General features: G+C 70.1%; 24 protein-coding genes and 2 pseudogenes. 11 read left to right on the plus strand and 15 right to left on the minus strand.

Translation table 11 applies throughout. From position 1 onward, the window contains the following. Nucleotides 1-126 precede the first annotated feature (126 nt). On the minus strand, nt 127-1,170 hold the full coding sequence (locus AB5J53_RS35760; RefSeq protein ID WP_369249729.1) for an NAD(P)-dependent alcohol dehydrogenase: 1,044 nt from the start codon (nt 1,168-1,170) through the stop codon (nt 127-129). A 404-nt stretch (nt 1,171-1,574) separates the two neighbouring features. Here AB5J53_RS35760 and AB5J53_RS35765 point away from each other — a divergent pair, with 404 nt between their 5' ends. The 5 genes from AB5J53_RS35765 to AB5J53_RS35785 all read left to right on the plus strand — a co-directional run bounded on the left by AB5J53_RS35765 (nt 1,575) and on the right by AB5J53_RS35785 (nt 6,966). Beyond that, nucleotides 1,575-2,213 (plus strand): (2Fe-2S)-binding protein, encoded by a 639-nt coding sequence (locus tag AB5J53_RS35765; RefSeq protein WP_369249730.1) that lies wholly within the window; start codon nt 1,575-1,577, stop codon nt 2,211-2,213. A gap of 11 nt (nt 2,214-2,224) precedes the next feature. Continuing rightward, on the plus strand, nt 2,225-3,205 hold the full coding sequence (locus AB5J53_RS35770; protein WP_369249731.1) for a xanthine dehydrogenase family protein subunit M: 981 nt from the start codon (nt 2,225-2,227) through the stop codon (nt 3,203-3,205). Next, entirely contained in the window at nt 3,202-5,394 is a 2,193-nt protein-coding gene (locus AB5J53_RS35775) for a xanthine dehydrogenase family protein molybdopterin-binding subunit (protein ID WP_369249732.1), read from the plus strand. The genes AB5J53_RS35770 and AB5J53_RS35775 overlap by 4 nt, the downstream gene beginning before the upstream one ends. Before the next feature lie 150 nt (nt 5,395-5,544). After that, entirely contained in the window at nt 5,545-6,696 is a 1,152-nt protein-coding gene (locus AB5J53_RS35780) for an XdhC family protein (RefSeq protein ID WP_369249733.1), read from the plus strand. 15 nt (nt 6,697-6,711) lie between these two features. After that, nucleotides 6,712-6,966: a hypothetical protein gene (locus tag AB5J53_RS35785; RefSeq protein ID WP_369249734.1), complete on the plus strand. Its 255-nt coding sequence runs from the start codon at nt 6,712-6,714 to the stop codon at nt 6,964-6,966. Between the two features lie 223 nt (nt 6,967-7,189). On the opposite strand, the gene AB5J53_RS35790 is transcribed toward AB5J53_RS35785, so the two are convergent. Continuing rightward, entirely contained in the window at nt 7,190-7,777 is a 588-nt protein-coding gene (locus AB5J53_RS35790; RefSeq protein WP_369249735.1) for a TetR family transcriptional regulator, read from the minus strand. Between the two features lie 99 nt (nt 7,778-7,876). Between AB5J53_RS35790 and AB5J53_RS35795 the strand changes: the two genes are divergently transcribed. Next, nucleotides 7,877-8,815, plus strand: coding sequence for an aldo/keto reductase (locus tag AB5J53_RS35795; protein WP_369249736.1), 939 nt, complete (start codon nt 7,877-7,879; stop codon nt 8,813-8,815). Between the two features lie 83 nt (nt 8,816-8,898). Here the strand turns inward: AB5J53_RS35795 and AB5J53_RS35800 are convergent, their stop codons facing one another. Next, complete coding sequence (locus AB5J53_RS35800) at nt 8,899-9,552, minus strand: N-acetylmuramoyl-L-alanine amidase (RefSeq protein WP_369249737.1); 654 nt, start codon at nt 9,550-9,552, stop codon at nt 8,899-8,901. Between the two features lie 141 nt (nt 9,553-9,693). Continuing rightward, a complete protein-coding gene (locus AB5J53_RS35805; RefSeq protein ID WP_369252660.1) occupies nt 9,694-10,575 on the minus strand; it encodes a helix-turn-helix domain-containing protein in 882 nt (293 codons plus the stop codon). A gap of 197 nt (nt 10,576-10,772) precedes the next feature. Between AB5J53_RS35805 and AB5J53_RS35810 the strand changes: the two are divergent. The 3 genes and pseudogenes from AB5J53_RS35810 to AB5J53_RS35820 all read left to right on the plus strand — a co-directional run bounded on the left by AB5J53_RS35810 (nt 10,773) and on the right by AB5J53_RS35820 (nt 12,775). After that, nucleotides 10,773-11,439 (plus strand): annotated as a pseudogene (locus tag AB5J53_RS35810) (SDR family NAD(P)-dependent oxidoreductase). 190 nt (nt 11,440-11,629) lie between these two features. Then, nucleotides 11,630-11,977 (plus strand): cyclophilin-like fold protein, encoded by a 348-nt coding sequence (locus tag AB5J53_RS35815; protein WP_369249738.1) that lies wholly within the window; start codon nt 11,630-11,632, stop codon nt 11,975-11,977. Between the two features lie 30 nt (nt 11,978-12,007). Continuing rightward, on the plus strand, nt 12,008-12,775 hold the full coding sequence (locus AB5J53_RS35820) for a glucose 1-dehydrogenase (RefSeq protein ID WP_369249739.1): 768 nt from the start codon (nt 12,008-12,010) through the stop codon (nt 12,773-12,775). Nucleotides 12,776-12,878: 103 nt separating this feature from the next. Here AB5J53_RS35820 and AB5J53_RS35825 read toward each other — a convergent pair. The 8 genes and pseudogenes from AB5J53_RS35825 to AB5J53_RS35860 all read right to left on the minus strand — a co-directional run. Continuing rightward, a pseudogene (locus AB5J53_RS35825) lies at nt 12,879-13,024 on the minus strand (IMP dehydrogenase); the annotation flags it as partial. Nucleotides 13,025-13,059: 35 nt separating this feature from the next. After that, on the minus strand, nt 13,060-13,473 hold the full coding sequence (locus AB5J53_RS35830) for a cupin domain-containing protein (protein WP_369249740.1): 414 nt from the start codon (nt 13,471-13,473) through the stop codon (nt 13,060-13,062). A gap of 220 nt (nt 13,474-13,693) precedes the next feature. After that, entirely contained in the window at nt 13,694-14,380 is a 687-nt protein-coding gene (locus AB5J53_RS35835) for a response regulator (RefSeq protein WP_369249741.1), read from the minus strand. Nucleotides 14,381-14,457: 77 nt separating this feature from the next. Beyond that, a complete protein-coding gene (locus AB5J53_RS35840; RefSeq protein ID WP_369249742.1) occupies nt 14,458-15,639 on the minus strand; it encodes a sensor histidine kinase in 1,182 nt (393 codons plus the stop codon). Between the two features lie 112 nt (nt 15,640-15,751). Then, nucleotides 15,752-17,962, minus strand: coding sequence for an MMPL family transporter (locus tag AB5J53_RS35845; RefSeq protein WP_369249743.1), 2,211 nt, complete (start codon nt 17,960-17,962; stop codon nt 15,752-15,754). A gap of 209 nt (nt 17,963-18,171) precedes the next feature. Beyond that, on the minus strand, nt 18,172-19,215 hold the full coding sequence (locus AB5J53_RS35850) for a zinc-binding dehydrogenase (protein WP_369249744.1): 1,044 nt from the start codon (nt 19,213-19,215) through the stop codon (nt 18,172-18,174). Between the two features lie 44 nt (nt 19,216-19,259). Then, nucleotides 19,260-20,024 carry an SDR family NAD(P)-dependent oxidoreductase gene (locus AB5J53_RS35855; protein WP_369249745.1) on the minus strand — a complete coding sequence of 255 codons (765 nt, stop codon included), beginning with the start codon at nt 20,022-20,024 and terminating at the stop codon, nt 19,260-19,262. 33 nt (nt 20,025-20,057) lie between these two features. After that, nucleotides 20,058-21,008, minus strand: a complete 951-nt coding sequence (locus AB5J53_RS35860) for an SGNH/GDSL hydrolase family protein (protein ID WP_369249746.1) — start codon at nt 21,006-21,008, stop codon at nt 20,058-20,060. Between the two features lie 409 nt (nt 21,009-21,417). Here AB5J53_RS35860 and AB5J53_RS35865 point away from each other — a divergent pair, with 409 nt between their 5' ends. Next, nucleotides 21,418-21,933 (plus strand): MarR family winged helix-turn-helix transcriptional regulator, encoded by a 516-nt coding sequence (locus AB5J53_RS35865; protein WP_369249747.1) that lies wholly within the window; start codon nt 21,418-21,420, stop codon nt 21,931-21,933. A gap of 79 nt (nt 21,934-22,012) precedes the next feature. Here AB5J53_RS35865 and AB5J53_RS35870 read toward each other — a convergent pair whose 3' ends face one another. The 3 genes from AB5J53_RS35870 to AB5J53_RS35880 all read right to left on the minus strand — a co-directional run bounded on the left by AB5J53_RS35870 (nt 22,013) and on the right by AB5J53_RS35880 (nt 25,135). After that, complete coding sequence (locus AB5J53_RS35870) at nt 22,013-22,783, minus strand: SDR family NAD(P)-dependent oxidoreductase (protein WP_369249748.1); 771 nt, start codon at nt 22,781-22,783, stop codon at nt 22,013-22,015. Between the two features lie 91 nt (nt 22,784-22,874). Next, entirely contained in the window at nt 22,875-24,617 is a 1,743-nt protein-coding gene (locus AB5J53_RS35875; protein WP_369249749.1) for a hypothetical protein, read from the minus strand. 98 nt (nt 24,618-24,715) lie between these two features. Continuing rightward, complete coding sequence (locus AB5J53_RS35880) at nt 24,716-25,135, minus strand: molybdopterin-binding protein (RefSeq protein WP_369249750.1); 420 nt, start codon at nt 25,133-25,135, stop codon at nt 24,716-24,718. A gap of 215 nt (nt 25,136-25,350) precedes the next feature. Here AB5J53_RS35880 and AB5J53_RS35885 point away from each other — a divergent pair, with 215 nt between their 5' ends. Then, nucleotides 25,351-25,752 (plus strand): cell division protein SepF, encoded by a 402-nt coding sequence (locus AB5J53_RS35885; RefSeq protein ID WP_369249751.1) that lies wholly within the window; start codon nt 25,351-25,353, stop codon nt 25,750-25,752. The last annotated feature ends 30 nt before the right edge of the window (nt 25,753-25,782 follow it).

Below are 25,782 nucleotides of genomic sequence, written 5' to 3' on the forward strand. Positions count from 1 at the left end.
GCAAGGGTGCTTGATGTGTGAACGGATTTCCCGCATCTTGAGCTCTGCCTGGATAGAGAAAGAGGGGGGAGGGATTCTCCCGGGGAAGAATTCCTCCCCCCTCTGGGGGGCGGGGTGAATCCGGGGTCAGATCGTCGCGGTGTCGATAACGAACCGGTACCGGACGTCGCTCGCCAGCACCCGCTCGTACGCCTCGTTGATCTCGGACGCGGCGATGACCTCGATCTCGGCGCCGAAGCCGTGCTCGGCGCAGAAGTCCAGCATCTCCTGGGTCTCGGCGATGCTGCCGATGGCGGAGCCGGCGATCGACCTGCGGCCCATGATCAGAGGGAAGACGTTGACGGAGATCGGCTCCTCTGGGGCGCCGACGTTGACCAGGGCTCCGTCGATCTTCAGCAGGTTCACGTACCCGCTGAAGTCCAGCGGGGCCGAGACCGTGGAGACGATCAGGTCGAAGGTGCCGGCCAGCTCCTCGAAGGTCTTCGGGTCGCTGGTGGCGTAGTAGTGGTCGGCGCCCAGTTTGAGGCCGTCGCCTTGCTTGCGCAGGGACTGGGAGAGGACGGTGACCTCGGCGCCGAGCGCGTGGGCGATCTTGACGCCCATGTGGCCGAGGCCGCCCAGACCGACGATCGCGACCTTCTTGCCGGGGCCCGCACCCCAGTGCTTGAGCGGGGAGTACAGGGTGATGCCCGCGCACAGCAGCGGGGCGGCCACGTCGAGGGCGAGGCCGTCGGAGATGCGGACGGCGTAGTTCTCGTCGACGACGATCTTCTCGGAGTAGCCGCCGTAGGTGGGCTGACCGTCCTTGTCGAGATAGTTGTACGTCTGGATCATGCCGCCGCCGGTGCAGTACTGCTCCAGGCCGGCCTTGCAGTGGTCGCACTCGCGGCAGGAGTCGACGAAGCAGCCGACGCCCACCCGGTCGCCGACCTGGTACTTCGTGACGCCAGGGCCGACCTCGGAGACGACACCGGCGATCTCGTGACCGGGGACCATCGGGAAGATGGCGGTGCCCCAGCCCTCCTGGACCTGGTGGATGTCGGAGTGACAGATACCGGCGAACTTGATGTCGATCAGCACGTCGAATTCGCCGACCGGGCGCCGCTCGATGGTGGTGCGCTCCAGCGGAGCCTTGGCGGCGGGAGCGGCGTAAGCAGCAACGGTGGTCATGTGGGGGATCTCCTAGCAGTGCTCTCGCGCCCGGCTGCCTTCCGACCAGGCACGGTGACGAGCATGCCTCGCCGCCGGGAAATCACCCAGGGCAGGAATGTGCCTACGTTCGCGGTTCCTACCACTGTCAGAGTCAGGCTCTTGCCCATCGGCATGCGAATTGCGTCGTGCCCTCAAGAATTCAGTTCGCTCACCGTCTCCTTCTCATGGACAAGACCACGAGAAGGCAAAGGGGGGATAAAAGTCTCCCTGCCGCGAGTGTCGCCGGTGATGCAAGACTTCCGGCGTGATCGGCCGCCGCTGCCAAGGCGCGCGGTCGCCCTCTCCTCGCGGCGGCGTTGATCCCGCGCCTGCTGCCCCGCTGTTGTTCACGACTGTCCCGTCCGTGATGCGAAGGCGTACGTATGTCTGCTGACCTCTCTGAATCCGCAGTTCCACCCTCGACCGAATCGGGTGAGTCCCCCTCGGGGCCCAGCCGACGTACCGTCATCGCCACCGGTGTCGTGGTGGGCGGTGCCGTGGTGGCCGGAGGGACGTTCCTCGCCGGCTCGGAGGAGGCCACCGCCGCGGAGGCGGCGCCCTCCAGCCGGGTCTCCCTCACGGTCAACGGCACCCGCCGCACCGTGACGGTGGACAACCGCACCTCGCTCCTCGACCTGCTGCGCGAGCACCTCGACCTGACCGGCTCCAAGAAGGGCTGCAACGCCGGGGCCTGCGGGGCTTGCACGGTGCTGGTCGACGGTCAGCGGGTCAACTCCTGTCTGACGCTGGCCGTTCGGCTGGAGGGCGCCGACGTCACCACGATCGAGGGCCTGGCCAAGGGCGACCAACTCCACCCGCTGCAGCAGGCGTTCATCGACGAGGACGCCTTCCAGTGCGGGTACTGCACCCCGGGCCAGATCATGTCCGGCGTCGCGTGCATCCAGGAGGGCCACACCAACTCGCCGGAGGAGATCCGGGAGTACATGAGCGGCAACGTCTGCCGCTGTGGCTGCTACGTCAAGATCGTGCGCGCGGTCGAACAGACCGCGGGCCGGAAGTAAGGCGGCCCACCATGCATCCCTTCTCCTACACCCGCGTCTCCGACACCCGTGAAGCCCTCAAGGCCGGTGGCGCAGGTGGTCGTTACATCGCTGGGGGGACCACGCTGGTAGACCTGATGCGGGAGACCGTCGAGCGACCCGAGGCGCTGGTCGACATCTCCGGCCTGCCGCTCCGCGAAGTCACCGTCACCGAGCGCGGGGGTTTGCGCATCGGAGCGCTGGTGCAGATGGCCGAGGCCGCCGCGCACCCCAAGGTGCGCACGCTGTATCCCGTCATTTCCCAGGCCCTGGAACTGAGCGCGTCCGCCCAGCTGCGGAACATGGCCACCATCGGCGGCAACATCATGCAGCGCACCCGGTGCACCTACTTCCGTGATGTGACCGCTGCCTGCAACAAGCGTGAGCCCGGCTCGGGTTGCGCGGCGCGGGAGGGCTTCAACCGGATGCACGCGATCCTCGGCACCTCCGACGCCTGCGTGGCCACCCACCCTTCCGACGTGGCCGTGGCCTTCGCTGCCCTGGAGGCAACGGTGCATCTCCTCGGCCCAGAGGGCGCGCGCACCCTGCCGTTCGCCGACTTCCTGCTACGGCCCGGCACGACCCCCAACCGTGAACAAGCCCTCAGAAAGGGCGAGTTGATCACGGCTGTGGAGATCCCGACGCTTCCGCGTCCGCTCAAGTCCGGATACCTGAAGGTGCGCGACCGGCAGTCCTACGAGTTCGCCCTGACCTCGGCGGCGGTCGCGTTGCACGTCCGGGACGGGGTGATCCAGGAGGCGAAGGTCGCCGCCGGTGGGGTGGGGACCGTGCCGTGGAAACTGCCCGCCGTCGAGCAGCACCTCGTCGGCGAGCGTCCCTCGGAGTCCCTGTGGACGTCCGCTGCTGCGCAGGCGGCGGACGGCGCCCGTCCCCTTCAGCACAACGGCTTCAAGGTCGAGCTCCTGAAGCGGACCGTCGAACGCCAGCTGCGCATCGTAGGAGGTACGAAGTGAGCCCCCAGCCGCAGGCAGCCGTGGGCGCGCCGCTGTCCCGGGTGGACGGCCGGCTCAAGGTCACCGGCAAGGCCCTGTACGCCGCCGAGCACGACGCCGAAGGTGTGATGCACGCCGTCATCGTCGACGCGAGCATCGGACGTGGCCGCATCAGGTCCATCGACACACGCGCCGCCGAGAAACACGCGGGCGTGCTGCGGGTGATTCACCACGGCAACGCCCCGAAACTGCCCTACCGCGACAACGCCGGGTCCAACAACCCGGCCGGGCGCAGACTTCGGGTCTTCCAGGACGACCAGGTGCTCTTCCACGGCCAGCCGGTCGCCGTCGTGGTGGCCACCACCCTGGAGGCCGCCCAGCACGGCGCCAGCCTGGTCAAGGTCCGCTACGACGCCGAGAAGCCCTCGACCGACATCACCAAGGCCGAGCCGGGCGAGCCGACGCCCTATGCGCGCGGGGATGCGGAAGCAGGGCTGCGCTCCTCGGCCGTACGGCTGGACCTGAAGTACGAAATGGCCCGAAACCATCACAACCCGATGGAGCCGCACGCCACCGTCGCCCGCTGGGAGGGCAACCGGCTGGCGGTGTGGGACAAGACGCAGTGGGTGATGGGCACGCACGACGAGATCGCCGCGGTCTTCGACCTCCCGGCGGACGCGGTGCGGGTCATCAACCCGTTCGTCGGCGGCGGCTTCGGCAGTGGACTGCGCTGCTGGCCACACACCATCGTCGCCGCGCTGGCCGCGCGGGTGACGCGGCGCCCGGTGAAGCTGGTGCTGTCGCGCAAGCAGATGTACTTCGGCACCGGTTTCCGGCCGGCCTACGAGTACCGGCTGCGCCTCGGCAGCGACCGGCGCGGCCGGCTGAACGCCGCGATCCACGACATCGACCACGAGACCTCGTCGTACGAGACGTTCTTCGAGGCCGTCCTGGGCACGGGCCAGATGATGTACAGCATGCCCAACGTCCGCCAGGCGTACCGGCAGGTGCCGTTGGACGTGAACACCCCGATCTGGATGCGCGGGCCCGGCTTCGCCCCCGCGTCGTTCGTGATCGAGTCGGCCATGGACGAGCTCGCGCACGAACTCGGCATCGATCCGATCGAGCTGCGCCGGCGCAACGAACCGGCCGAGGACGAGTCGACGAACGAGCCTTTCTCCTCCCGACGGCTGAGCGAGTGCTACACGGTCGGCGCCCGCGAGTTCGGCTGGGACCGCCGCAACCCCAAGCCGCGCTCCACACGGGACGGGAACCTGCTGATCGGCCTGGGCATGGCCGCCGGGGCCTACGACTGCGGGCGGTATCCGGGGCAGGCCAGGGCGCGGCTGGATGCCGACGGCACGGCGGTCGTGGAGGCGGCCACCACCGACATGGGGCCGGGCACGTACACGTCCCAGACCCAAGTCGCCGCGGACGCCCTCGGGTTGACCATGCGCGCGGTCACGTTCCGGCTGGGGGACTCGGAGTATCCGTTCACCTCGCCGCACGGCGGTTCGTCGACCATGGCCAGTGTCGGCTCGGCCGTCGTCGACGCCTGCAACAAGGTGCGGCAGCAGGCGATCAAGCTGGCCGTGGAGGACCGCGAGTCGCCGCTGTACGGGGTGAACGCGGACGACGTGGTCGTGCGCAACGGCCGACTGCACGACCGGAACAACACGGCGCGCGGAGAGACGTACAAGAGCCTGCTGGCCCGCAATGACCGCTCCCACCTGGAGGCGAACGGTTCTTACGAAGGGCCTGGCTCCGAGCGCTCCGCCTACTTCGCCTACAGCGCGACCTTCGCCGAGGTCTCGGTGGACGCGGACCTGGGGCTGGTGCGGGTGCGCAAGATGCTCGGCGTATACGACGCGGGGCGGATCATCAGCCCCAAGCTCGCCGAGAGCCAGGCGTTCGGCGGGATCGTGGGCGGCATCGGCCAGGCGCTGTTGGAGCACACGGTCACCGACCACCACGACGGGCGGATCGTGAACTCCAGCCTTGCCGACTACCTCGTGCCCGTGAACGCCGACGTCCCCGAGATCAGGTCGATCTACCTGGAGGGCGAGGACAACGCCGGCAACCTGCTGGGCGTCAAGGGACTCGGCGAGGTCGTCCAGGTCGGTGTGGCGGCCGCGATCGGCAACGCGGTCTTCAACGCCACCGGCCGACGGATCCGTCAACTGCCCATCACCGCCGAGGCGTTGCTCTGACGACACCGCCTCCATAGACGGGTCCGGCAGCCGAACCCCCCCGTACGGCTGCCGGACCTCCCAGGGTCGTCGCCGCGTATGCGCCCCCGTGGACGCGGCGGCGACCCGACCCACCTTCTGCGACAGCGACCGTCTGTTCTGGAGACCCTCATGCTGAACATCGCGGACACACTGCACCGCTGGTGCCGCGAGGAACGCCCCTTCGCGCTCGCCACCGTCGTCGACGTCACCGGCAGCGCACCCTTGCCCATCGGTACGTCGGTGGCGGTGGACGAGGATGGCAACGCCATCGGCAGCATCTCCGGTGGCTGTGTCGAGGGGGCGGTATACGAGCTGTGTCGGCAGGTGCTGCGGGACCGAGGCATCCCCCAGCGCGCGTGGTTTGGCTACTCCGACGACGACGCTTTCGCCGTGGGCCTGACCTGCGGCGGGGAACTCGACGTACTTGTGCAGCGTGTCGACCCGGCCGCCCAGCCGCATCTCGGCGCGGCGCTTGCCGAGGCGGTCGAGGGACGGCCCGCCGCAGTCGCCCAGGTCGTGGACGGGCCCGGGGGATTGCTCGGCGCCACTTTGAGCGTCCTCGGCGACAGCTGGATCGCCGACCGCGCGCTCGGCGACGGGCCGACCGGCCGGGCCGTGGGAGACCGCGCCACCGCCCAACTCCGCAGCGGAAGCACCGGACTTGTCTCTCTCGGCGGAGACGCCGACACCTGCCCCGAGCAGCTCACTGTCCTCGTCCACGCGGCCACCACCCGTCCCCGCATGCTCATCTTCGGCGCCATCGACTTCGCCGCCGCCCTCGCCCAGGCCGGCCGCTTCCTCGGCTACCACGTCACCGTGTGCGACGCCCGCCCCGTCTTCGCCACCGAAGCCCGTTTCCCGTACGCCGACGAGGTGGTCGTCGACTGGCCCCACCGCTATCTGGCACAGACGACCGTGGACGCCCGGACCGCCGTCTGCGTCCTGACCCACGACGCCAAGTTCGACATCCCCCTGCTCCAGCTCGCCCTCGAACTGCCCGTCGGCTACGTCGGCGCGATGGGCTCCCGCCGCACCCACGACGAACGTCTGCGCCGTCTGCGTGAAGTAGGGGTCACGGACGGGCAGTTGGCCCAGCTGCGCTCCCCGATCGGCCTCGACCTCGGTGCCCGCACCCCCGAGGAGACGGCCATCTCCATCACCGCCGAGATCATCGCCCACGCCAACCGGAGGACCGGCCTGCCCTTGGCTCGGGTCAGCGGCCCGATCCACCGCGTTTCCGGCGCTGCTTCAGACATTCATGAGGTGTGCGATTTTCTGTGACCTTCCTTTGAAGGCGTGAGCGGAACGGGAAGCTTCTACGACGAGTCCACTGTCACACGGGACGTCCACCAGTTCCGCGCCACCGCCCGCCCCGGCAACTCGGGCGAACCGGTGCTGACCACTGACGGGCAGGTGTACGGGATGGTCTTCGCCCGTTCCTCCGCCCACCCGGAAACGGGGTACGCGCTCGCTGCCGACGAGCTGCGCGGCCTCGCCGAGCAGGGCGCCCGGGCTGACGGGCCCGTCGGGACACGGGCTGTTTCCTCGTAGCAGCCGGCGCGGCCCGGCACGTACGCGTCCCCGTCCCCGCGGGTGACACCGGTGGGGACGGACGCGGCGCCACTATGCTGCGAAGGGGCCTCGAACGAGCTGCGGGGAACGGGCGGCAGCATCGGCCGGGTTGCGGCACGGCGAGGGCGTCACCCTGGCTGACGAAGAGGACACCCTGGCCGGCGAATCCGTGGCCCAGCACCGTCGGGTCGCTCCTGCTGGTTCATGCCGTCGCAGGGAAGAGGCGCTGGACGGCGGCGACGATGGCTGCCCGGCGGGTCGCCAGGAAGGCGTCGCGTTTCTCGCCGAGGGGGGCGAGGTCGGTCTGGCCGGCCCACGACAGAGCCAGCTGACTGACGAACACCAGGATGTCCTCGGGCTCCCATGCGGGATCGAGGTGGCCGGCGTCCTGTGCTTTGCGCAGCTGCTCGATCTTGCGGCGCAGGGACTCCTGGAACGGGTCATCGGGGGGAGTCTCCCCGGCCGGAAGTTCCAGTTGGCCCCACATCATCAGCCGGTGGCGTTCGGGGTGGCGGATGGCGTGGTCATGCATGCGGCCGGCGTAGCCCGGAAGGTCGGCGGGATCCAGGGGAACGGCTTCGGCCATGGCCGCGAGCTCCCGGCCGACGACGAACCGGTAGAGCGCCTCCTTGCTGCGGAAGTACGCATAGACGCGTTCTTTGCTGGTACGCGCTGCCTTGGCGATCCGCTCGACCCGCGCTCCCGCGATGCCGTGGCGGGCGAATTCGGCGGTGGCCGCGGAAATGATGCGGTCACTGGTGGCGTCGGTGACGCTGCTACGGGAGGCCATGGCGCCCAGTTTAACCAACCGAACCGTTCGGTTTGGCAGCGGCGACTGATAGCTGTATGTTCGAACCGAACAGTTTGGTTTGACATGCAGGAGTAGATCATGCAGCAGCGCAATCTGGGCCGTCAGGGCCTGACCGTCTCCGAGATCGGCTACGGCGCGATGGGCACCGCAGTCGGCTACGGCCCCTCGGACGACACCGGGTCGATCGCCGCGATCCGCCGCGCTCACGAGCTCGGCGTGACCCACTTCGACACCGCGGAGATGTACGGCTGGGGAGAGGGCGAGAAGCTGCTTGGCAACGCTCTGGCCCCGATCCGCGACGAGGTGACGATCGCGACCAAGTTCGGCCTCACCCCGACCTTCGCTCCGAACTCGAAGCCGGAGCACATCCGGGAGGTCGTCGAGAACAGCCTCCGCAACCTGAACGTCGACGTGATCGACGTGCTCTACCAGCACGGCCCCGACCCGAGCGTCCCGATCGAGGACGTGGTCGGTGTGATGAAGGAGTTCGTCGACGCGGGCAAGGTCAAGTACCTCGGTTTGTCCAACACCGACAGCGACGCCATCCGTCGCGCCCACGCGGTGCACCCGATCTCGGTCCTGCAGCACGAGTACTCGATCTTCGCCCACGACTCCGAGCAGTTCTTCCCCGTACTGGAGGAGCTCGGCATCGGCCTGGTCGCCTACTCCCCGCTCGCCCGCGGTTTCCTCAGTGGCGCGGTCAAGTCCCGTGAGCACTACGACGCGAGCGACTTCCGCCAGATGATTCCCTGGTGGGCTCCGGAGAACTTCGACCAGAACCTCTCCATCGTCAGTGAGCTGACCAAGCTCGCGGAGAGCAAGGGCGTCAGCCTGTCCCAGCTCGCCCTGGTCTGGCTGCTGGCGAAGAAGGACTACATCGTCCCGATCCCCGGCTCGCGCAACCCCGAGCGCGTCGCGCAGAACGTCGCGGCCGCCGACCTCAAGCTGACCGCCGACGACCTCGCCCGCATCGACGAGATCGCACCCGACGGCGGCATCGGCGGACGAGGTATGTGACGCCCCTGCCCGCCGGCGCCTGGCTGACTGCTACGGGCAGGCAACCCGCACTCATCGTTCAACTCGTGTGTAACGGGCGCCTGTTACCTGGCGGCGCGTACCAGGCGCAGGTAGCGGTCCCAGTCCCAGTACGGGCCCGGGTCGGTGTGCGTGGCACCGGGGACCTCGTGGTGGCCGACGATGTGCTCGCGGTCGACGGGGATGTCGTAGCGGGCGCTGATGTCGGCCGCCAACTCGGCGGAGGCTTGGTAGGCGAAATGGGTGAACCAGCGGTCCGGTGCGTCGACGAAGCCCTCGTGCTCGATGCCGATGCTGCGTTCGTTCCACTCCCGGTTGCCCGCGTGGTACGCCACGTCCGCCTCCCGGACCAGCTGTGCAACGTGTCCGTCGGAGGCGCGAACCAGGTAGTGGGCAGCGGCACGGTGCCCCGGGTCCTGGAAGGCCCGGGCGGCGGCGGTGAAGCGGGACTGGGTGACGTGGATGACGATGCGGTCGACGGTGTAGTCGTCGGGCCGGTCGGCGTACCGGTAGTTGGCGGCCGACGCGGCGATCCACTGGGCGGAGGAGTGGTCGACAGTTCCGTTCCGGAGCGCCGCACGCTGCCCCTGGAGCGCGCCGGCGCTGACCGCCGCCCCGCCCAGGCCGACGACGAGTGCGGCCCCCGCGCCCAGGAGGACGGCTCGGCGGGTGGGAGTGGGACAGGCCGATGGCGGCTGGGCGGGGTGTCTGTCGTTCATGGCGTTGCTGTCCTTGAGGCGGGAAAGGTGCGCGCCGGCCTTCTGCCGGGATTGCGGCAGAGAGCCGATCACGACGGCTTCGTGCCCTGGCAGGGCACATCGCGCCGTCCGTCTGCCGCTCGGCAGGCGTGGTTCCCGTGGTCAGGCGAGAGGAGGAGAGGCCGTCAGGTTCTGGTCGGCGGCCCATGAGGCGAGGATGCGCAGCCGCTCGTGGGTGGGGGAGCCGGGTGCGGCCGTCCAGACGGTGAGGTGCTGGTCGGGGTCGGTGTTGGCGGTCAGGGTGTCCCAGTCCAGGACGAGTTCGCCGACCACCGGGTGGTTGAGGGTCTTCGTGCCCACCGTGCGGGCCGCGACACGGTGGTCGCCCCACCACTGGGCGAACTGCTTGTCGCGCAGGGACAGTTCACCGACCAGCTCCATGAGGCGGGGGTCCTCGGGATACTTCGCGGCTTCCATCCGCAGCTGTGCCACGGCGAGCCGCGCCGAGGTCTCCCAGTCGGCGTACAGGGTGCGCATGGCCGGATCCGTGAAGCTGATCCGCGGGTAGTTGCGGTGCTTCTCCGGGATCCGGGAGAAGTCGGTGACCAGCGCTGCCGCCAGCGCGTTCCAGGCCAGGATGTCCCCGCGCCGGCCCTGCACGATGGCCGGGGTGGCGGTGAGATCGTCCAGCACGCGCTGCAACTGCGGCTGGACCTTCTGCCGCCCCCGGCTGCGGGCGCGGGTGGTGGTCTTGCCGGCGAGCTGGAAGAGATAGCCGCGTTCGTCGTCATCGAGATGGAGCACCCGGGCGAGCGTGTCCAGCACGGGTGCGGACGCCTGCATACGGCCCTGTTCGAGACGCGTGTAGTAGTCGGTGCTGATGCTGGCGAGCTGGGCGACCTCTTCGCGGCGCAGCCCGGCGACCCGGCGGGGGCCACCGTTGTCGGGCAGGCCGACGGTGCGCGGGCTCAGCTCGGCGCGGCGCTTCTTGAGGAATTCTCCCAGCTCGTTGAGGGGAACATTGCCGGTCATGCCGCCCAGCATGACACCGAACGCATCAGTGGAAGGAGGGAGAGTTTCCACCCAGGATGTCTCCCTCCCCGGATGTCCTTCTCCGCTTTTCGCTCCTGCCTTGGCATGTGAGGCTCGACGTAGAGCAGCAGACACGGCCATCCCGAGCGCCGTGCAGGCAAGGTCCTCCCCAACCCTGAGCGAAGCCCCTCCACCCACAAGGACTCACCATGACGACCTTCGCCCTCGTCGGCGCCGGCCCCGGCCTGGGGGCTCGCCACCGCCCGCCGCTTCGGAACCGCCGGACACACCGTCGCCCTCATCTCCCGCAGCGCCGAGAAGCTGGACGGGCTGACCGCCGAGCTGGCCCGCGACGGCATCCGGGCGCGGGGCTTCACCGCCGACGTACTCGACCTCGCGTCACTGCACGCGGCCCTGTACGCGGCGGCAGCCGCCCTGGGGCCCATCGAGATCCTGCAGTACAGCCCCGTACCCCGCGCCGACTTCATGAAGCCGGTCCTGGAGACGACCGCCGACGACCTCGACGCGCTCCTCGCCTTCTCCGTCAAGGGCCCAGTCGCCGCGGTGAACGCCGTCCTGCCCGGCATGCGCCAACTCGGCCGCGGCACCCTGCTGTTCGTCAACGGCGGCAGCGCCGTACGCCCCAACCCGAAGGTCGCCGGCACCTCGGTCGCCTTCGCCGCCGAGAGCGCCTACGCCCGCATGCTGCACGACGCCCTCGCTCCGGAGAACATCCACGCCGCCCAGTTGATCATCCCGGGAGCCATCCGCCCCGACGCTGAGCAGAGCAGCCCTGAGGCGCTGGCCCACCGCCTGTACGACATCCACCTCAAGCGCGACGGCTTCCGCCACTACGCCGAGCCCCTGCCCTACTGACGCCCCGGAGGATGCCGTGAGCCCGACCACCCGTTCCAGCCTTGCCCGCGCCGTCCCGACCGCCTTGCTGCTTGCAGTGACCGCCTGTACCGACGAGGCGCCCCCGTCCCCGTCTTCCTCGCCCTTCGCGGCACAGCGAACGCCGACCGCCACGGCACCAGCCTCACCGTCCGATGACAAGGGCACCGTTATGCACATCCGGCTCACCATCGACGGCCACCGGGTCGACGCCACCTTGAACGACAGCGCCACGGCCCGCGACTTCGCCGCCCTCCTCCCGCTCACGCTGAACCTGAGCGACTTCCACGGGACCGAGAAGATCGCCGACCTACCCCGTCGGCTGTCCACCTCCGGCGCCCCGGACGCCGCCGAAGCCAAGCCCGGTGACCTGGCGTACTACGCGCCCTGGGGCAACCTGGCCCTCTTCTGCCGAGGCAGCGGCTCCAGCGACGCCGGCCTGATCATCCTCGGCAGCGTGCACGGTGACACCGAACGCCTCGCCACCGCCACCGAGGTCACCATCGAAGCAGCTTCCTGACCCGGCGCACTCTCAACGGGAGAAACGCACGTGAACCCCACCTACGACTTCACCGGCCAGGTCGCCCTCGTCACCGGCGCCGGATCCGGCATGGGCCTGGCGACCGCCCGCGCCTTCGCCGCATCCGGGGCCGCTGTCGCCCTGACCGACATCGACGAAGCCGCCCTGGACGCGGCCGTCAAGGAACTCACCGACTCCGGCCACCGAGCACTCGCCCTCACCTGCGACGTCAGCGACGAGGACCAGGTGGCTGCCGCGGTCGACCGGACCGTCGAGACGTTCGGTCGCCTGGACATGGCCTACAACAACGCCGGCATCCAGATCCCGCCCAGCGACGCCGCCGACGAACCTGCCGAGAGGTTCGACCGGGTCAACGCGATCAACCTCCGCGGCGTGTGGGCCTGCATGAAGCACGAGCTGCGGCACATGCGCGCCCAGGGCAGCGGCGCCATCGTCAACTGCTCCTCCCTCGGCGGCCTGGTCGGCCTCCCCGGCCGCGCCTCCTACCACGCCTCCAAGCACGGCGTGATCGGCCTGACCACCAGCGCGGCCCTGGAGTACGCCCCGCGCGGCATCCGCATCAACGCCGTCTGCCCCGGCACCATCGACACCCCGATGGTCAGCGACATGATCGCCAAAGGGGAGCTGGATCGAGCCGAGGCCGAGGCCAACCAGCCCATCAATCGCCTCGGTACGGCCGAGGAGATCGCCCAGACGGTCCTGTGGCTGTGCAGCCCGGGAGCCGGTTTCGTCGTAGGTGTCGCCCTCCCCGTCGACGGCGGCTACGTCGCCCGATAGCAGCGTGGGAGCCGCCGTCATGCAACCGACGACGGCTCCCACGGCAGCATCAGACATCAGCAGACGGCAAAAGGCCGGCCAGTGCGGCAGTGCCCGGGTCGCACCTCTCGGCGCCCAGCCGCCTGGCGGCGAGCACCGCCGAGAGGCCGACCGCGCCGTCGCCGACGACCGTGACAGTCGTACGTTCGTTGATGCCCGCGGTGACCGCGCAGGATGGCCGGTGCAGAACACGTCGGCCCCGTACATGACTTTCGCTCGCACGGTCCCGCTCTCCTTGAGGTGGTTCAGCGGGTGCTGTTGCGCGGCGCGTTGTAGGTCGCGTCGTCGACCTTCTCCAGCCAGGTCGTTTCCGGGCTTCCGTCACCGGCGCCCTCCCACAGGGCCAGGTGCTCCATGAAGTGCTCGGGAGCGGCGCCGTGCCAGTGCTCCTCGCCGGGCGGGGTGTGGACGGTGTCGCCCGGGTGGGCCTCGAACACGGTGCCGTCACGCGTGCCGATCAGGGCGACGCCGGAGACGATGTGCAGGGCCTGGCCCAGCGCGTGGGAGTGCCAGTCGGTGCGGGCGCAGGGCGCGAACCGCACCAGGTTGGCACGCATCCGGGACGGCTCCTGACCCGCGTAGATCACGTCGAACCAGACATCGCCGGTGAACCAGTCGGCCGGAGCCTTGACGGTGGGCTGCTTCTTGAGGAGTTCCATGGTGCCGTTCCGTGAAGAGGGGGTCAGGCCGAGGCGTTGCCTTCGACGATGTCCTTGAGCCGGGTGATGGTGCTCATGGCGCTGGGCCATCCGGCGTAGAAGCCGGATCACCCCATCGGCGCCGTCGCCCTCTGGTTCGTGCTGGGCGTGCCGCCGCCCTGGCCCTCGTCGAGTTCGTCGACGACCGGGCACCGCACCTCGCGAGCACCATCGGGAGCGGTCAGCGCGGCGCGGGCGGCGGTGTGGGGCGTACGAGCCCTGACTGATAGGCGATCACGACCAGTTGGGCGCGGTCGCGGGCGTTGAGCTTCGTCATGGCGCGGTGGATGTGGGTGCGTACGGTCAAGGGGCTGACGACGAGCTGCTCGGCGATCTCGGTGTTGGACAGGCCCTCCGCGGCCAGGGCCATCACCTCTCGTTCGCGGGCGGTGAGCGCGTCGAGGGACTCGGGGAGCGCCAGCGGATCGGCGGGGGCCGGAGCGGTGAGGAAGCGGGCGATGAGGGCGCGGGTGGCGACAGGGGAGAGCAGGGCGTCGCCGGAGGCCACGGTGCGGAGGCCGTCCAGGAGGGCGTCGGCGCCCACGTCCTTGCCGAGAAAGCCGCTCGCACCGGCGCGCACGGCCTGCGCGACGTACTCGTCGATCTCGAACGTGGTCAGGATGAGGACCCGCGTGGTCGACAGGTCCGGGTCGGCACAGATGGCGGCGGTGGCGGTGAGACCGTCCGTGCCGGGCATACGGATGTCCATGAGAACGACGTCGGGGTGGTGCACGCGCGCGAGTTCGACCGCTTCCTTGCCGTCGGTGGCCTCGGCGACCACCTCCAGATCGTCGCAGGAGTCGATCAGGATCCGGAAGGTGGCCCGCAGCAGGGCCTGGTCGTCGGCGAGCAGTACGCGGATGGTCATCTGGGGCGGTCTTCTTCCGAGGTCGGGGGCTGGGGAGGACTGAGGGATCCTCGGCCGAGGGCCAGGGATGCTCGGTTCTACGTGCGGATCGGCAGTTCGGTGGTGACGGTGAAGCCGCCCTCGGGGCGGTGCCCCGCCTGAAGCCGGCCGCCGACCGACTGGGCGCGCTCCCGCATGCCCATGAGACCGAAGCCGCCGCTCGGAGAAGGGGCGGCGGGGGCCGGGGCGTCGCCGTCGTCGCTGACCGTGATGGTCATGTGGTCGTGGGTGTAGGCCAGCTTGACGTGCGCCGTCTTCGCGGCGGCGTGCTTGGCGACGTTGGTGAGCGCCTCCTGCACGATCCGGTACGCCGTCAGGTCCACGCCCGGTGACAGCGGCTGCTCCTGCCCATCGGTGGAGACGGTGACCGTGAGCCCGGCGGCCGCGAACGCGGTGGTGAGATCGGTGAGCTGCCCGAGACCGGGCGCCGGTTCCAGGGGCGCGTCGAGGTCGTTCGCCTGGCGCAGCAGGCCGACGGTGGCCTTGAGTTCGCGCAGTGCCGAGGACGTGGTGCCGGCCAGGTCGTCGAGGATCCGCTGGACCTGGTCGGGATGGGTGCGCGTGAGATGTGCGGCGGTGCCCGCGAGGGCGTTGGCCAGCGCCATGTGGTGGGCGACGACGTCGTGCAGTTCGCGGGCGATGCGCATGCGCTCCTCGGCGACCCGGTGCCGTGCCTCTTCCTCACGGGTGCGCTCGGCGTACTCGGCGCGGGCGTGCGCGGCCTCCAGGTAGGCGCCCCGGAGCCGGGTCGCGGTGCCCATGGCGACCGGTGTCACCACCCAGAAGGCGGGGCCGATCGTCTTGAGGGCCCAGGGGTGGCCGTAGTGGTCGCTGGTCATCGCCGTGGTCACCAGCAGGACGACGGCGCCGAAGAGGGCGATTCGTGCCGTCCTGCGGTCGGTGCACTTGGCGAGCGTGTAGAGCGCGAGCATGAGCGGCGCGAGCAGCAGGGGGGTGATCAGATAGCCCAAGGCGCTGGCGGTGTTGGCGCAGACGGCCGTCACGGCCACGACGGTGCGCGGGTGGCTACTACGCCACCACAGGGCCACGCAGCCGACGCCGCCCAGAATCGCGCCCGGCCACCAGGGGATCTGGTCGCCGGACGGTGCCCTCAGGCTCGTCGCACTGCCGAGGGCGGTGACGAGGAACACCTGCACGATGACCATCACGTCGACGAAGCGCGGATGGTCCTCCACGTATCGCTTCAAGCTGGTGATCATCGGGTCTCCCGGTCGGGTGAGCTGCGTCCATCGTGGGCGCGTTGGTGCGGAATGGGCCGGTGAGGGCCGCCCGTGCTGCCACGGGCGGCCCTCGGCGCGGGCGGGGGAGTGGTCAGACGCGAGCCGATTCCAGTTCGGCCGCGTCGTCCCGCGCCGGGACGGTGGAGGACTGGTGACTGAGCCCCTCGCCCTCCACGTCGACCTTGGGCAGCAGCTTGTCCAGCCACCGTGGCATCCACCACGCCGCCTTGCCGAGCAGGGCGAGCACCGCGGGCACGAGCGCCATGCGGACGACGAAGGCGTCGAAGAGTACGGCGATGGCGAGCCCGAAGCCGATCATCTTGATCATGGATTCGCCGGCGCCGATGAAGCCGGAGAACACCGCCATCATGATCAGCGCGGCGGCCACCACGACGCGGGCGCTGTAGCGGAACCCGGAGACGATCGCCTGCCCCGGCCGGTCCCCGTGGACGTACGCCTCCCGCATGCGGGCGACGAGGAACACCTCGTAGTCCATCGCGAGGCCGAAGACGATGCCCACCAGGAAGATCGGCATCATGCTCATGATCGGCCCGGTCGTCTCGACGCCGAGGAGATCGGCGCCCCAGCCCCACTGGAAGACCGCGACGACGGAGCCGAGGGCCGCGAGCACCGAGAGGAGGAAGCCGAAGGCTGCCTTGATCGGTACGAGGACGGAGCGGAAGACCACCATCAGGAGCAGGATGGCCAGGCCCACCACGACGACGAGGTACGGGATCAGCGCGTCCTGCATCTTCTGGGCGACGTCGATGTTCAGCGCGGTGGTGCCGGTGACCTCGAACTCCGCCCCGGTGGAGGCCTCGGTCGCGGGACGCGCGTCGCGGATGGTGTGGACGAGGTCCTTCGTCTTCTCACTGGTGGGCGCCTCGGCCGGGACCGCGGAGAAGACCGCGGTGTCGCCCGAGCTGTTGAACCGGGCGGCCGAGACGGAGACGACTCCCTCGGTGGCGTCGATCTTCTGCTCGATCGTCTGCACGGCGGCCTTCGCGTCCTCGGCTCCCTCGGCGTCCACGACGATGGTCAGCGGGCCGTTGAAGCCGGGGCCGAAGCCCTCGGCCAGGTCGTCGTAGGCGCGGCGCTCGGTGGTGGAGGTGGGCTTGGCCTCGTCTCCGGTCATGCCCAGCTGCAGGTCCATCACGGGTATGGCGAGCACACCCAGGCCCACGACCGAGGCGAGGAGTACGGGGAGGGGGCGGCGCAGAACGAAACGGGCCCAGCGGGTTCCCCCGTTGTTCTCGCCGGCTTCCTTGATCCGGCCGCGCTTGCGGGAGGAGCGGGACAGTACGGCGTTCGGCCAGAAGCCGAGCACGGCAGGGACCAGTGTCAGCGCGATGGCGACGCCGATGGCGACCGCTCCGGCGGCGGCCAGGCCCATCTTGGTCAGCATCGGCACGCCGACGACCGAGAGGCCGGCCAGCGCGATGACGACGGTGAGTCCGGCGAAGACGACCGCGGATCCCGCGGTGCCGACGGCGAGCCCGACTGCCTCCTGCGGTGTGTGACCCTTGGCGCGCTCCTCGCGGTACCGGGAGACGATGAAGACGGCGTAGTCGATGCCGCACGCGAGGCCGAGCATCGTGGCGAGCGTGCCGGTGGTCGAGGACAGGCCCAGGGCACTGGCCAGAGCCGTGATCGAGGCCATGCTGACGCCGACGCCGATGATCGCGGTCAGCAGCGGAAGCCCGGCGGCGGCCAGCGAACCGAAGGTGATCAGCAGCACGAGGGCCGCGATGGCGATTCCGATCGCCTCCGCCGACCCGCCCGCGGCGGGCTGGGTCGCCAGCGCGGTGCCGCCGACCTCGACGGTCAGGTCCGAACCCTGGGCCTGCTTGATGGCGTCCTTGAGGTGGTCCTTGCTGATGTCGGTGAGGTCGTCGGCGTTCACCTTGTAGGTGACGGTCGCGTACGCCGTGGAGGCGTCCTTGCTGACCGCCTTCGCCCGGAAGGGGCTGACCGCACTGGCGACCTGCGATCCGTCGGCCGCCTCGGACACGAACTTCTCGATGGCCGCCCGGTTCTCGGACGCGGTGACCTTCTGCCCGTCGGGAGCGACGAAGACGACGCGGGCGCTCGCCCCGTCGGCCTTCGCCCCGGGGAAGCGCTGCTCCATCAGGTCGAACGCCTTCTGCGACTCGATGCCGGGCATCGAGTTGCTCGAGTCGGGGGCGGCAGGCGCCGTGGCCGCGCCGAAACCGGCGGCGGACAGCACCGCCACCCACAGGAGGGCGACGAACCAGCGCCGCCGGAAGGCCAGTTGGCCCAGTCGATAGAGGAAAGTAGCCACGAGCAGGGGTCTCCACATCTGATCTCGGATACGTCCCCAGGATCCCGGGGGCGAGGGTGTCCTGTCGTCGTGCGCCTGCCGACAATCCGGACTACTGAGAACGCAGTACACGCGGCGGCGCGTATGGTCCCCGAGCACGACGGGGCCCGCCCCACGGGCATGCGGTGCGCGCGGGGCGGGCCGGGTGGAACGGCTACGGCGCGGGCGGCCTACGACGCGTCGTCGAAGGTGACGACCACCTTCTCGGCCGCCCCCGGCGTCAGCGTGAGCTCGAAGGCGTGCTCGGCCTCGGCGAAGGGGACCCGGTGGCTGATCAGCTTGGCGAAGCGCTCGTGGTGCTCGGCGATCTCCTGGGTGACCTCGAAGATCTCCGTGGGGTAGCCCTGGGAGGCGATGAGGGTCAGTTCGCTGCGCAGCATGCCGCCGAGGTCGATCGCGTCGGACTTCTTCTGTACGGCGACCGTGACCATCTTGGCGCCCCACTTGGCGGCGGCGATGGTGGCGTCGAAGACGGCGGGGGCACCGGCGGCGTCGATGTAGATGTCGGTTCCGGCGCGGGGCTGGCCGAGCGCGTTGGCGGCCCGGCCGTGCAGTTCGGTCAGCCGGGCGGTGACGTCTTCGGCGGCGGAGTCGATGACGGCGTCCGCGCCGACGGCCAGCGCCGTCTCCAGCCGCTCGGGGATGACGTCGGCGACGACCACGTGCTCGACCCCGCGCAGCTTCAGCCAGATGGTGGCGCCCAGACCGATGGGCCCGGCCCCGAAGACCACGACCTTGTCGGACGGCTTGGCCTCGGAGCGGTTGACGCAGTGCCGGGCGACGGCCATGGGCTCGTTGAGCGCGGCGACGTGGAAGGGAACGGTGTCGGGGAAGACCGCCACGCTCTTGCCCAGGACGGCGTCCTCGATGAGCAGATACTCGCTCATGCCGCCGTATTTGTCGCCGCAACCGATGATGCCGGAGGGGGCGCCCTGCGGATTGACGACCACGCGGTCGCCCACCTTCAGGTCCGCGACCTCGGCGCCCACCTCGACGATCTCACCGGCCGGCTCGTGGCCGAGGGGGAGCGCGACCATCGACCCGCCGGGACCGAAGGGGGCGCCGCCCAGGTGGAGGAAGTGGGTGTCGGTGCCGCAGATGCCGCAGGCGCGGATCCGCATCAGGGCGTCCTTGGGGCCGGGCACCGGGCGCTCGATCTCGACGACGTCGATCTTGCCGACGCCACCGGTCTGTACGGACTTCATCGTGGCCATGGATAGCTCGTTTCTCGTGACGGAGTGCTGTTCTTGACGGGTGGTCAGACGGCTGCCCAGCCGAAGTCGACGGGCAGGACGGCGCCGTTGATGTTGCTGGCGGCGTCGGAGGCGAGGAAGACGATGGCGGCGGCCGGCTCCTCGGCCTCGGCGACCTTTCCGGAGAGGCCGATGTAGGGGCCGATCAGGCCGGGGCCGTGGGCCTTCGGCCGGGAGTCGACCTGGATGTTGGTCGCCGTGGGGCCGGGCGCGATGGCGTTGGTACGGATCCCCTGGCTCCGGTACATCACGGCGAGGGACTTCGTCAGGCCCACGATGCCGTGCTTGGAAGCGGTGTACGCGGCACCGGCCGCGCTGCCCCGCAGGCTCGCCTCGGACGCGGTGAACACGATCGAGCCGCGGCCCGCCGCCAGCATGTGCGGCAGCGCGGCACGGGTGAGCAGGAAGGGCGCGGTCAGATTGACGCGTAGGACGCGCTCCCGCTCGTCGTCGCCGGTGTCGCCGAGGGCCGACATGTGGTCCATGACCCCGGCGTTGTTCACCAGCACGTCCAGGCCGCCGAAGGTGTCCACGGCCGTGGTGACGACCTCGTCCACCACCCGCGGATCGCTGAGGTCGCCGACGACCGCGCGGGCGACGCCTCCCGCGTACTCGATCGTCTTGACGACCTGCTCGGCGGCGTCCTTGTTCAGATCGGCGACCAGGACCTTCGCGCCCTCCTCGGCGAACTCCAGGGCGGCGGCCCGGCCGATGCCCGATCCGGCTCCGGTGACGACGACGCCGCGCCCTTCAAGACCTGTGCTGCCCATGGCGTACCTCTTTCTTGTCCGGGTGGGAGTTCTCTACGAGCCCTTGAGCGTGTGCAGGACGGCGTCGGCCATGCCGCGCTCACCGCGCTCGTTGGGGTGGACGGGGGCGGCCTGGGCCGCCGGGAGCAGGGGTTCCACCCAGCGGGTCGCGCTCGCCGAGCAGGCGTCGCGCCCCGCGGAGGGGGTGTACGTGTCGACGTATCCGGCCCCGGCGGCCCCCGCCCGCTGCCGCAGCACGCTGTTGAGCTGCCGCTCCTTGTCGTTGAGGAACGTCGCGTCGTCGGGTGCGAGGGTCATGTAGTCGTCGCAGCCCTCGCCCTTGTCCGGCAGGATCGACGGGTATCCCACGACGTACACCCGTGCCTTCGGGGCTCGCTGCTCGACCTTGCTGAGTGTGTCGGCCAGACGCTCTCCCGCCGTCTGGATCCTCCGCCGCACCTCGTCGGTGTCGCCGGAGACGTACGTGGCCCGGCACGGCGCGTCGTTCCCGGTGTACTTGCCGCTGCCCGTCGCGACGTAGAGGGCGCCCTGCTTGACGCAGTTCTCGACCAGCGAGCCGAAGCCGATGTCGTTGCCGCCGATGCCGATGGTGACCAGCCGCGTCGAGGCGGACAGCGCCGACAGCTGGGCCGGGTTGACGCCGTTGTCGGTGGTCTGCGGCGCCGACAGGTCCGCGATGGTGGCGCCGCTGCAGCTCACGTCGCGGAAGTCGGCCGACTTGATCTCCAGCTCCCGGGCGATCAGTGCGGGGTAGTTGTGGTCGGAGCGGTCGCAGCCCGCGGGCTTGCCGGTCCGGTCGGGGATCTTCGGTCCCGCGGTGTAGGAGTCGCCGAGTGCGACGTACGGGCCCTTCAGCGACGCGGCGGCGGCCGGTGCCTTGTCGTTCCCGTCGTTCCCGTCGTCGTGCGCGACGCTGACGGCGAGGAGCAGCACGCCGAACGTGACGCCCACGCCGGCCAGTCCTGCTCGTGTGTAGGTTCCCATCGGTGTGTCCTGTCTTCCGTCTCGGGTGGTCCCGTGCGGTGTGTTCGCGTGATGCCAAGTGGCGTGCGGGGAGCTGCACTTCGCTGTGGACACCAGGCCGGTGATCGGCGTACGGAGGGCCGATGAGCAGTGACACAGGCGCTGAGCCGACGTCGGCCCCGGTGAAGAGGGGAGAGGTGTGGTCGGCCGGTGTCCTCGAGCCCGGCGGCGGACAGCGGGTGTCCGGCCGCCGGGCCCGAGGACTGCGTCGCTCCCCGTCCCCACGGGTGCGGCGCTGGGGCCACGTCCGCTCTGTGCGGCCCCGGTCCAATGGCTTGCTTGAGTTAGGCAAGCATGTGGGAGTTACTTGAGTCAAGCAAACTAATGATTAATTTACTTGAGTCAGGCAAGTAGATGCTAAACTGGACGCATGCCCACCACACCGCAGACAGACGCCCCATCCTCGACCGACATCGCGGAGATCGAGGGCGCTCTCAACCGCATCTCCTATCTGACCGGTCGGGTCCGGCAGCACGACCGTCTGATGGCCTTGGCCGGAGTGCAGCTGGACCGTGCCGGTGTCGCGCTGCTGCGGCAGATCGCCGATTCCGAGCCGATGCGTCTGGGGGAGCTGGCGAATCTGCTGGCCGTGGAGGCGTCGCACGTCACCCGGCAGGTGCAGCAACTGCAGAAGTCCGGTTACGTGACCCGCGTCCCGGACCCCGACGACCGCCGTGCCCAGCGCATTCAGATCACCCCGACCGGCCAGGAGGTGATCAACCGCGTCCGCGAGGCGAGCTGCCGGGGTATGGAGGTCGCCCTGAAGGCGTGGTCCCCACAGGAGCTGCGGCAGCTCGCCACCCTGTTCCACCGGATGGTCGACGACTTCTACTCCGCGGAGGACGATGATGTCGCGATCGAGGCCGTCCGGGGGGCACGCGCCTGACGGCGCCGACGCGATGCTTTCCGGGGTGCGCGCGGGTGGACCCCGTTCGTCGGCGGACGCCGGATCGCCCCGTGAACCGTCAAACGCTGTAACCCCCATCGACCCCCAGCGCCTGCCCGGTGATGAAGCCCGCGCGGTCCGAGGCCAGGAACGCGACGGCTTCCGCGATGTCCGTCGCGTCGCCGAAGCGGCGCAGCGGGATATTGCGCCGGGTGATGTCCAGCGCCGCCTCGTCCAACTCCCCGGACGTGATCAGGCGTGCGGCGATGCCGTCGGTCAGCATGCCGGGGCCGACGCAGTTCACGCGGACCCCGTACCGGCCTTCTTCCGCGGCCAGCGCTCGCGCGACCGCCTCGACCGCCCCCTTCGTGCCCGAGGAGAGCCCGTCGCGGACCGGGAAGCGCCGGGTGGCCACGGTGGTGACGGCGACGATGCTGCCCCGGCTCTCCCGCAGCCGGGGCAGCGTGGGATGGACCAGGTTGAAGAACGCTCCCGCGTCGGCGTCGAGTTGGGCGCGGTACTGGCTCGGAGTGACCTTGCTCAGATGCACCATCGGCACATGCGGGCCCGCCGCGTACACGAGGGTGTGGATACCGCCGAACGTCGAGTCGGCCTCCGCCACGGCCTCCGCCGTGGCCTGATCGTCGCTCAAGTCGAGCCGTAGAGCCAGGACTTGACGCCCGCACTCCTTGACCTCACCGGCGAGCGAGTCGGCCGCGGCCTGATGGGCGCGATAGGTGAACGCCACGTCGCTGCCCCGCTCGGCCAGCATCCGCACGATCGCCGCGCCGATGCCGCCCGTGCCACCCGCGACGAACGCGGCCCCTGCCCTGCCGGAGAAGTCAGCCATCGAAGTGCCTCACAGTCCCGGGGAGTTGGCGACAGTCGTGCGATGGGGTATTCCAGCATGCACCCCTGCCCGCGGCTCGACCACCGCACCGTCAGGGACGGAGGTCCGACAGGTGGACGTCGGTGCTCGAGAGGGTCATCGGTGTCGCCGAGACGGCTCGCACCCGGATGCGGGTGCCCGCTTTCGGGAGGGTGAACTTGCCGTCGGGCGGCCGAAGTCGGTAGCTGGCCGAGCCATGGCCCGGGAGCGTGGCGGGGCCGGCCACGATGGACCAGTAGCGGCTCATGCCCTGGCCCGTGGTCAGAGTGAAGTGGGGAGTCAGGGCCGCGCCGCCGAGGTTGGTGACGCGGACGGTGAGTTCGCTGACCGCTCCGGTGGCGCGGCGGGCGCCGACGACGTCCATACGAAGGGGCGGTGACCCCGTGACCGCCAGGGTCACCGCCGCCGCGGTCGGGGCCAGCAGGAGCGCGGCCGCGGCCACCCGGGCGCCCCGCTTGTGCGGGCCGCGCAGGAAGGCGGGGCGGGGCTGCCACGCGGTGGTGAAGGACTGCCAGGGTGCGGTGACGGCCGCGGCCAGCCACAGCGGGGTCATCAGCAGGTAGTAGCCGTCCTGCGAGCGCGTCGCCACATAGAACGCGCACCAGGGCAGCACCGTCGCCGCCGGTCCCAGCCGCCGGACGAACAGGACGAAGAGGCCCAGCAGCCCCGCGGCCAGCAGCAGACTCGCGCGGGAATACCAGGACAGCCGGTCGCTGCCGTCGGTGAAGTAGAGCGCGAGGCCGACCAGGCCCTGGCCGTGGATGTTCGCCTTCTGGGTGAGCGGGAGCGCGATGCCGGAGATCCACGAGCGGGGCTCGCTCACGATGAAGTACGCGTTGATCAGCAGCCAGGTCGTGGCGGCCACGCCGACGATCCGGCCCACGGCGACCGCGGCGGCGCGCGGGCCCAGCTCACCGCGGCGCAGCGCGTAGACCCCGGCCAGCAGGAACGGTGTGAGGAACCAGGGCAGTTGCTGGGCCGCGCAGGCCGCTCCCAGGCATGCCGCCCGCACCCAGTCGCCCCGGCCGCCGCCGCCCATCCGCGGCCAGCCCGTCACCACCGGGATGAGCAGGGCGCAGGCGACGATCGCCGGATAGCCGAGCCGGGCGTACGCGGGCAGCAGACCGAAGCCGAGGCAGACCAGAGTGGCGGCGGAACGCCACTGCACCGGCAGCATCCGCCACATCACGATCGCGCCCAGGATCAGCGCCCCGGTGCTGACCATGATCGCCGCGGCCGAGCCGGGGCCGATCCAGAGCAGCGGCGCGGTGAGCATCAGGGTCAGCGGCGGGTAGCCGTACGTGTAGTCGTAGCCGCCGTTCATCGTCGCGGTGAGGGCGACGCCGTGACCGAAGAGCCACGGCCACGGCCGCCCGTAGACCTGGTGCCCGGCGAGGAACTCGTGGGCGGCCTGCGTGGTGAGGACCGACTCGTCACTGCCGCTGTGGTACATGGCGTACCCGCACACGGCGAGCGTCACCGCGGTCACCAGGACGCACAGGTCGAGCCGGGCCAGCGAACGGCCCCGGCGTACGACCAGGGTCAGGACGCCCGTCACGAGGATCGAGGCGTAGCAGAGCGAGACGATCGCGGCCACGACGAGACGATGGCTCGCGGCCTGCGCCCACAAGGGGCGGGTGCCGATGAAGAGGCTGATGTCGGCGAGCAGGGTCAGGACACGGTGCCACTGAGCGGGCGCCTCGTCCGGGTGCCACTGCGCGGGCGCCCCGTCGGGCGAGGCCTTCGAGGGGGCCTGCCGACCGCTGGGCGACAGCCTGGTTTCTGCCAAGTACACGGCTCCAGACGCTAATTCGTGCAGGTGAGCGGCGCGCGGCAGGACGTGAAGAGTCCGGTGTGAGGCAGGTAAGAAGCGCGACCGTCCATCCCCGCGTCTCACGCGTTGGACAGGGACACCTCGGTGGACTTGACGAGCGCCACGACCTGGGAACCGGCGGCCAGTCCGAGCTCCACGGCCGCGTCCTTGGTGATCGCGGAGGTCAGCTCACCGCCCGCGACCTCGACCTTGACGCGGGCCATGGCTCCGCCGGTGGTGACGTCGGTGACCGTGCCCGGCAGCTGGTTGCGGATGCTCACCCCGTCCACCGGGCCGGTGGCCAGGGACACCTCCGTCGACTTGACCAGGGCGCGGACGGTGGACCCCGTAGTCAGACCCAGGTCCTCCACGGCCTCCACGGTGACGGCCGCGGTGATCTCCTGGCCGCCGCCGAGACGGACCTTCACCGTCGCCATCACCTCGCCCGGAGTGACGGAGGTGACGGTGCCGGGGAGCTGGTTACGGATGCTCAGGCTCATGGGGGAGGCCTCGATTGCGGTGAGGGGTGGCCAGTTTGATCGACTATGTGCAGTTTGCCGTAGTCGGCGCTCCCACGACCGCGTCGCGGACCGTGTCGCTGTTGGGCCGAACGGGTGACCATGCGTAAGAATTGCCCGGTGCAGACAACGAGTGCGAGCCAGCAACAAGAGGTGTGGCGCGGAGCGCCTCGTTCAAGGGTGGCGGTGGGCGGCAGATGGGACGTCCAGTGAACAGTCGCGACGTCACCGACGAACAGTGGGAGGGACTCGCCCAGGTCGTTCCGTTGCGGGGCCGGGACGCGTGGCCGTCGGCGGTCGACCACCGGTCGATACCCGAGGCCGCGACCGAGGCCCGCCGCCGCTTCGTGGTCCTGCGGGTCAATGTCTTCGCGGACGCCCGCGAGGTCGCCGAGACGCTGATGGCGGGCATCCCCGTGCTGCTCGACCTGACCGGCGCGGAGACCGAGGTCGCCAAGCGGGTCCTGGACTTCAGCACGGGTGTGGTCTTCGGACTGGCGAGCGGCATGCACCGGGTCGACCGGAACGTGTTCCTGCTGACGCCGCCGGGGACCGAGGTGCGGGGGCTGATGGAGGGGGCCGGGGTTCCCGGGGTCTGATCGCGTGACCGAGCCGGCGGCCGTACGACG

The organism is Streptomyces sp. R41 (assembly GCF_041053055.1).
Lineage (GTDB): Bacteria > Actinomycetota > Actinomycetes > Streptomycetales > Streptomycetaceae > Streptomyces.

Bases quoted from the DNA above. Each gene is read 5' to 3' on its own strand.
- AB5J53_RS35760 (WP_369249729.1), bottom strand. From the start codon at position 1,170: ATGACCACCGTTGCTGCTTACGCCGCTCCCGCCGCCAAGGCTCCGCTG.
- AB5J53_RS35765 (WP_369249730.1), top strand. From the start codon at position 1,575: ATGTCTGCTGACCTCTCTGAATCCGCAGTTCCACCCTCGACCGAATCG.
- AB5J53_RS35770 (WP_369249731.1), top strand. From the start codon at position 2,225: ATGCATCCCTTCTCCTACACCCGCGTCTCCGACACCCGTGAAGCCCTC.
- AB5J53_RS35780 (WP_369249733.1), top strand. From the start codon at position 5,545: ATGCTGAACATCGCGGACACACTGCACCGCTGGTGCCGCGAGGAACGC.
- AB5J53_RS35790 (WP_369249735.1), bottom strand. From the start codon at position 7,777: ATGGCCTCCCGTAGCAGCGTCACCGACGCCACCAGTGACCGCATCATT.
- AB5J53_RS35795 (WP_369249736.1), top strand. From the start codon at position 7,877: ATGCAGCAGCGCAATCTGGGCCGTCAGGGCCTGACCGTCTCCGAGATC.
- AB5J53_RS35800 (WP_369249737.1), bottom strand. From the start codon at position 9,552: ATGAACGACAGACACCCCGCCCAGCCGCCATCGGCCTGTCCCACTCCC.
- AB5J53_RS35805 (WP_369252660.1), bottom strand. From the start codon at position 10,575: ATGCTGGGCGGCATGACCGGCAATGTTCCCCTCAACGAGCTGGGAGAA.
- AB5J53_RS35815 (WP_369249738.1), top strand. From the start codon at position 11,630: ATGCACATCCGGCTCACCATCGACGGCCACCGGGTCGACGCCACCTTG.
- AB5J53_RS35830 (WP_369249740.1), bottom strand. From the start codon at position 13,473: ATGGAACTCCTCAAGAAGCAGCCCACCGTCAAGGCTCCGGCCGACTGG.
- AB5J53_RS35835 (WP_369249741.1), bottom strand. From the start codon at position 14,380: ATGACCATCCGCGTACTGCTCGCCGACGACCAGGCCCTGCTGCGGGCC.
- AB5J53_RS35840 (WP_369249742.1), bottom strand. From the start codon at position 15,639: ATGATCACCAGCTTGAAGCGATACGTGGAGGACCATCCGCGCTTCGTC.
- AB5J53_RS35850 (WP_369249744.1), bottom strand. From the start codon at position 19,215: ATGGCCACGATGAAGTCCGTACAGACCGGTGGCGTCGGCAAGATCGAC.
- AB5J53_RS35855 (WP_369249745.1), bottom strand. From the start codon at position 20,024: ATGGGCAGCACAGGTCTTGAAGGGCGCGGCGTCGTCGTCACCGGAGCC.
- AB5J53_RS35860 (WP_369249746.1), bottom strand. From the start codon at position 21,008: ATGGGAACCTACACACGAGCAGGACTGGCCGGCGTGGGCGTCACGTTC.
- AB5J53_RS35865 (WP_369249747.1), top strand. From the start codon at position 21,418: ATGCCCACCACACCGCAGACAGACGCCCCATCCTCGACCGACATCGCG.
- AB5J53_RS35870 (WP_369249748.1), bottom strand. From the start codon at position 22,783: ATGGCTGACTTCTCCGGCAGGGCAGGGGCCGCGTTCGTCGCGGGTGGC.
- AB5J53_RS35880 (WP_369249750.1), bottom strand. From the start codon at position 25,135: ATGAGCCTGAGCATCCGTAACCAGCTCCCCGGCACCGTCACCTCCGTC.
- AB5J53_RS35885 (WP_369249751.1), top strand. From the start codon at position 25,351: ATGGGACGTCCAGTGAACAGTCGCGACGTCACCGACGAACAGTGGGAG.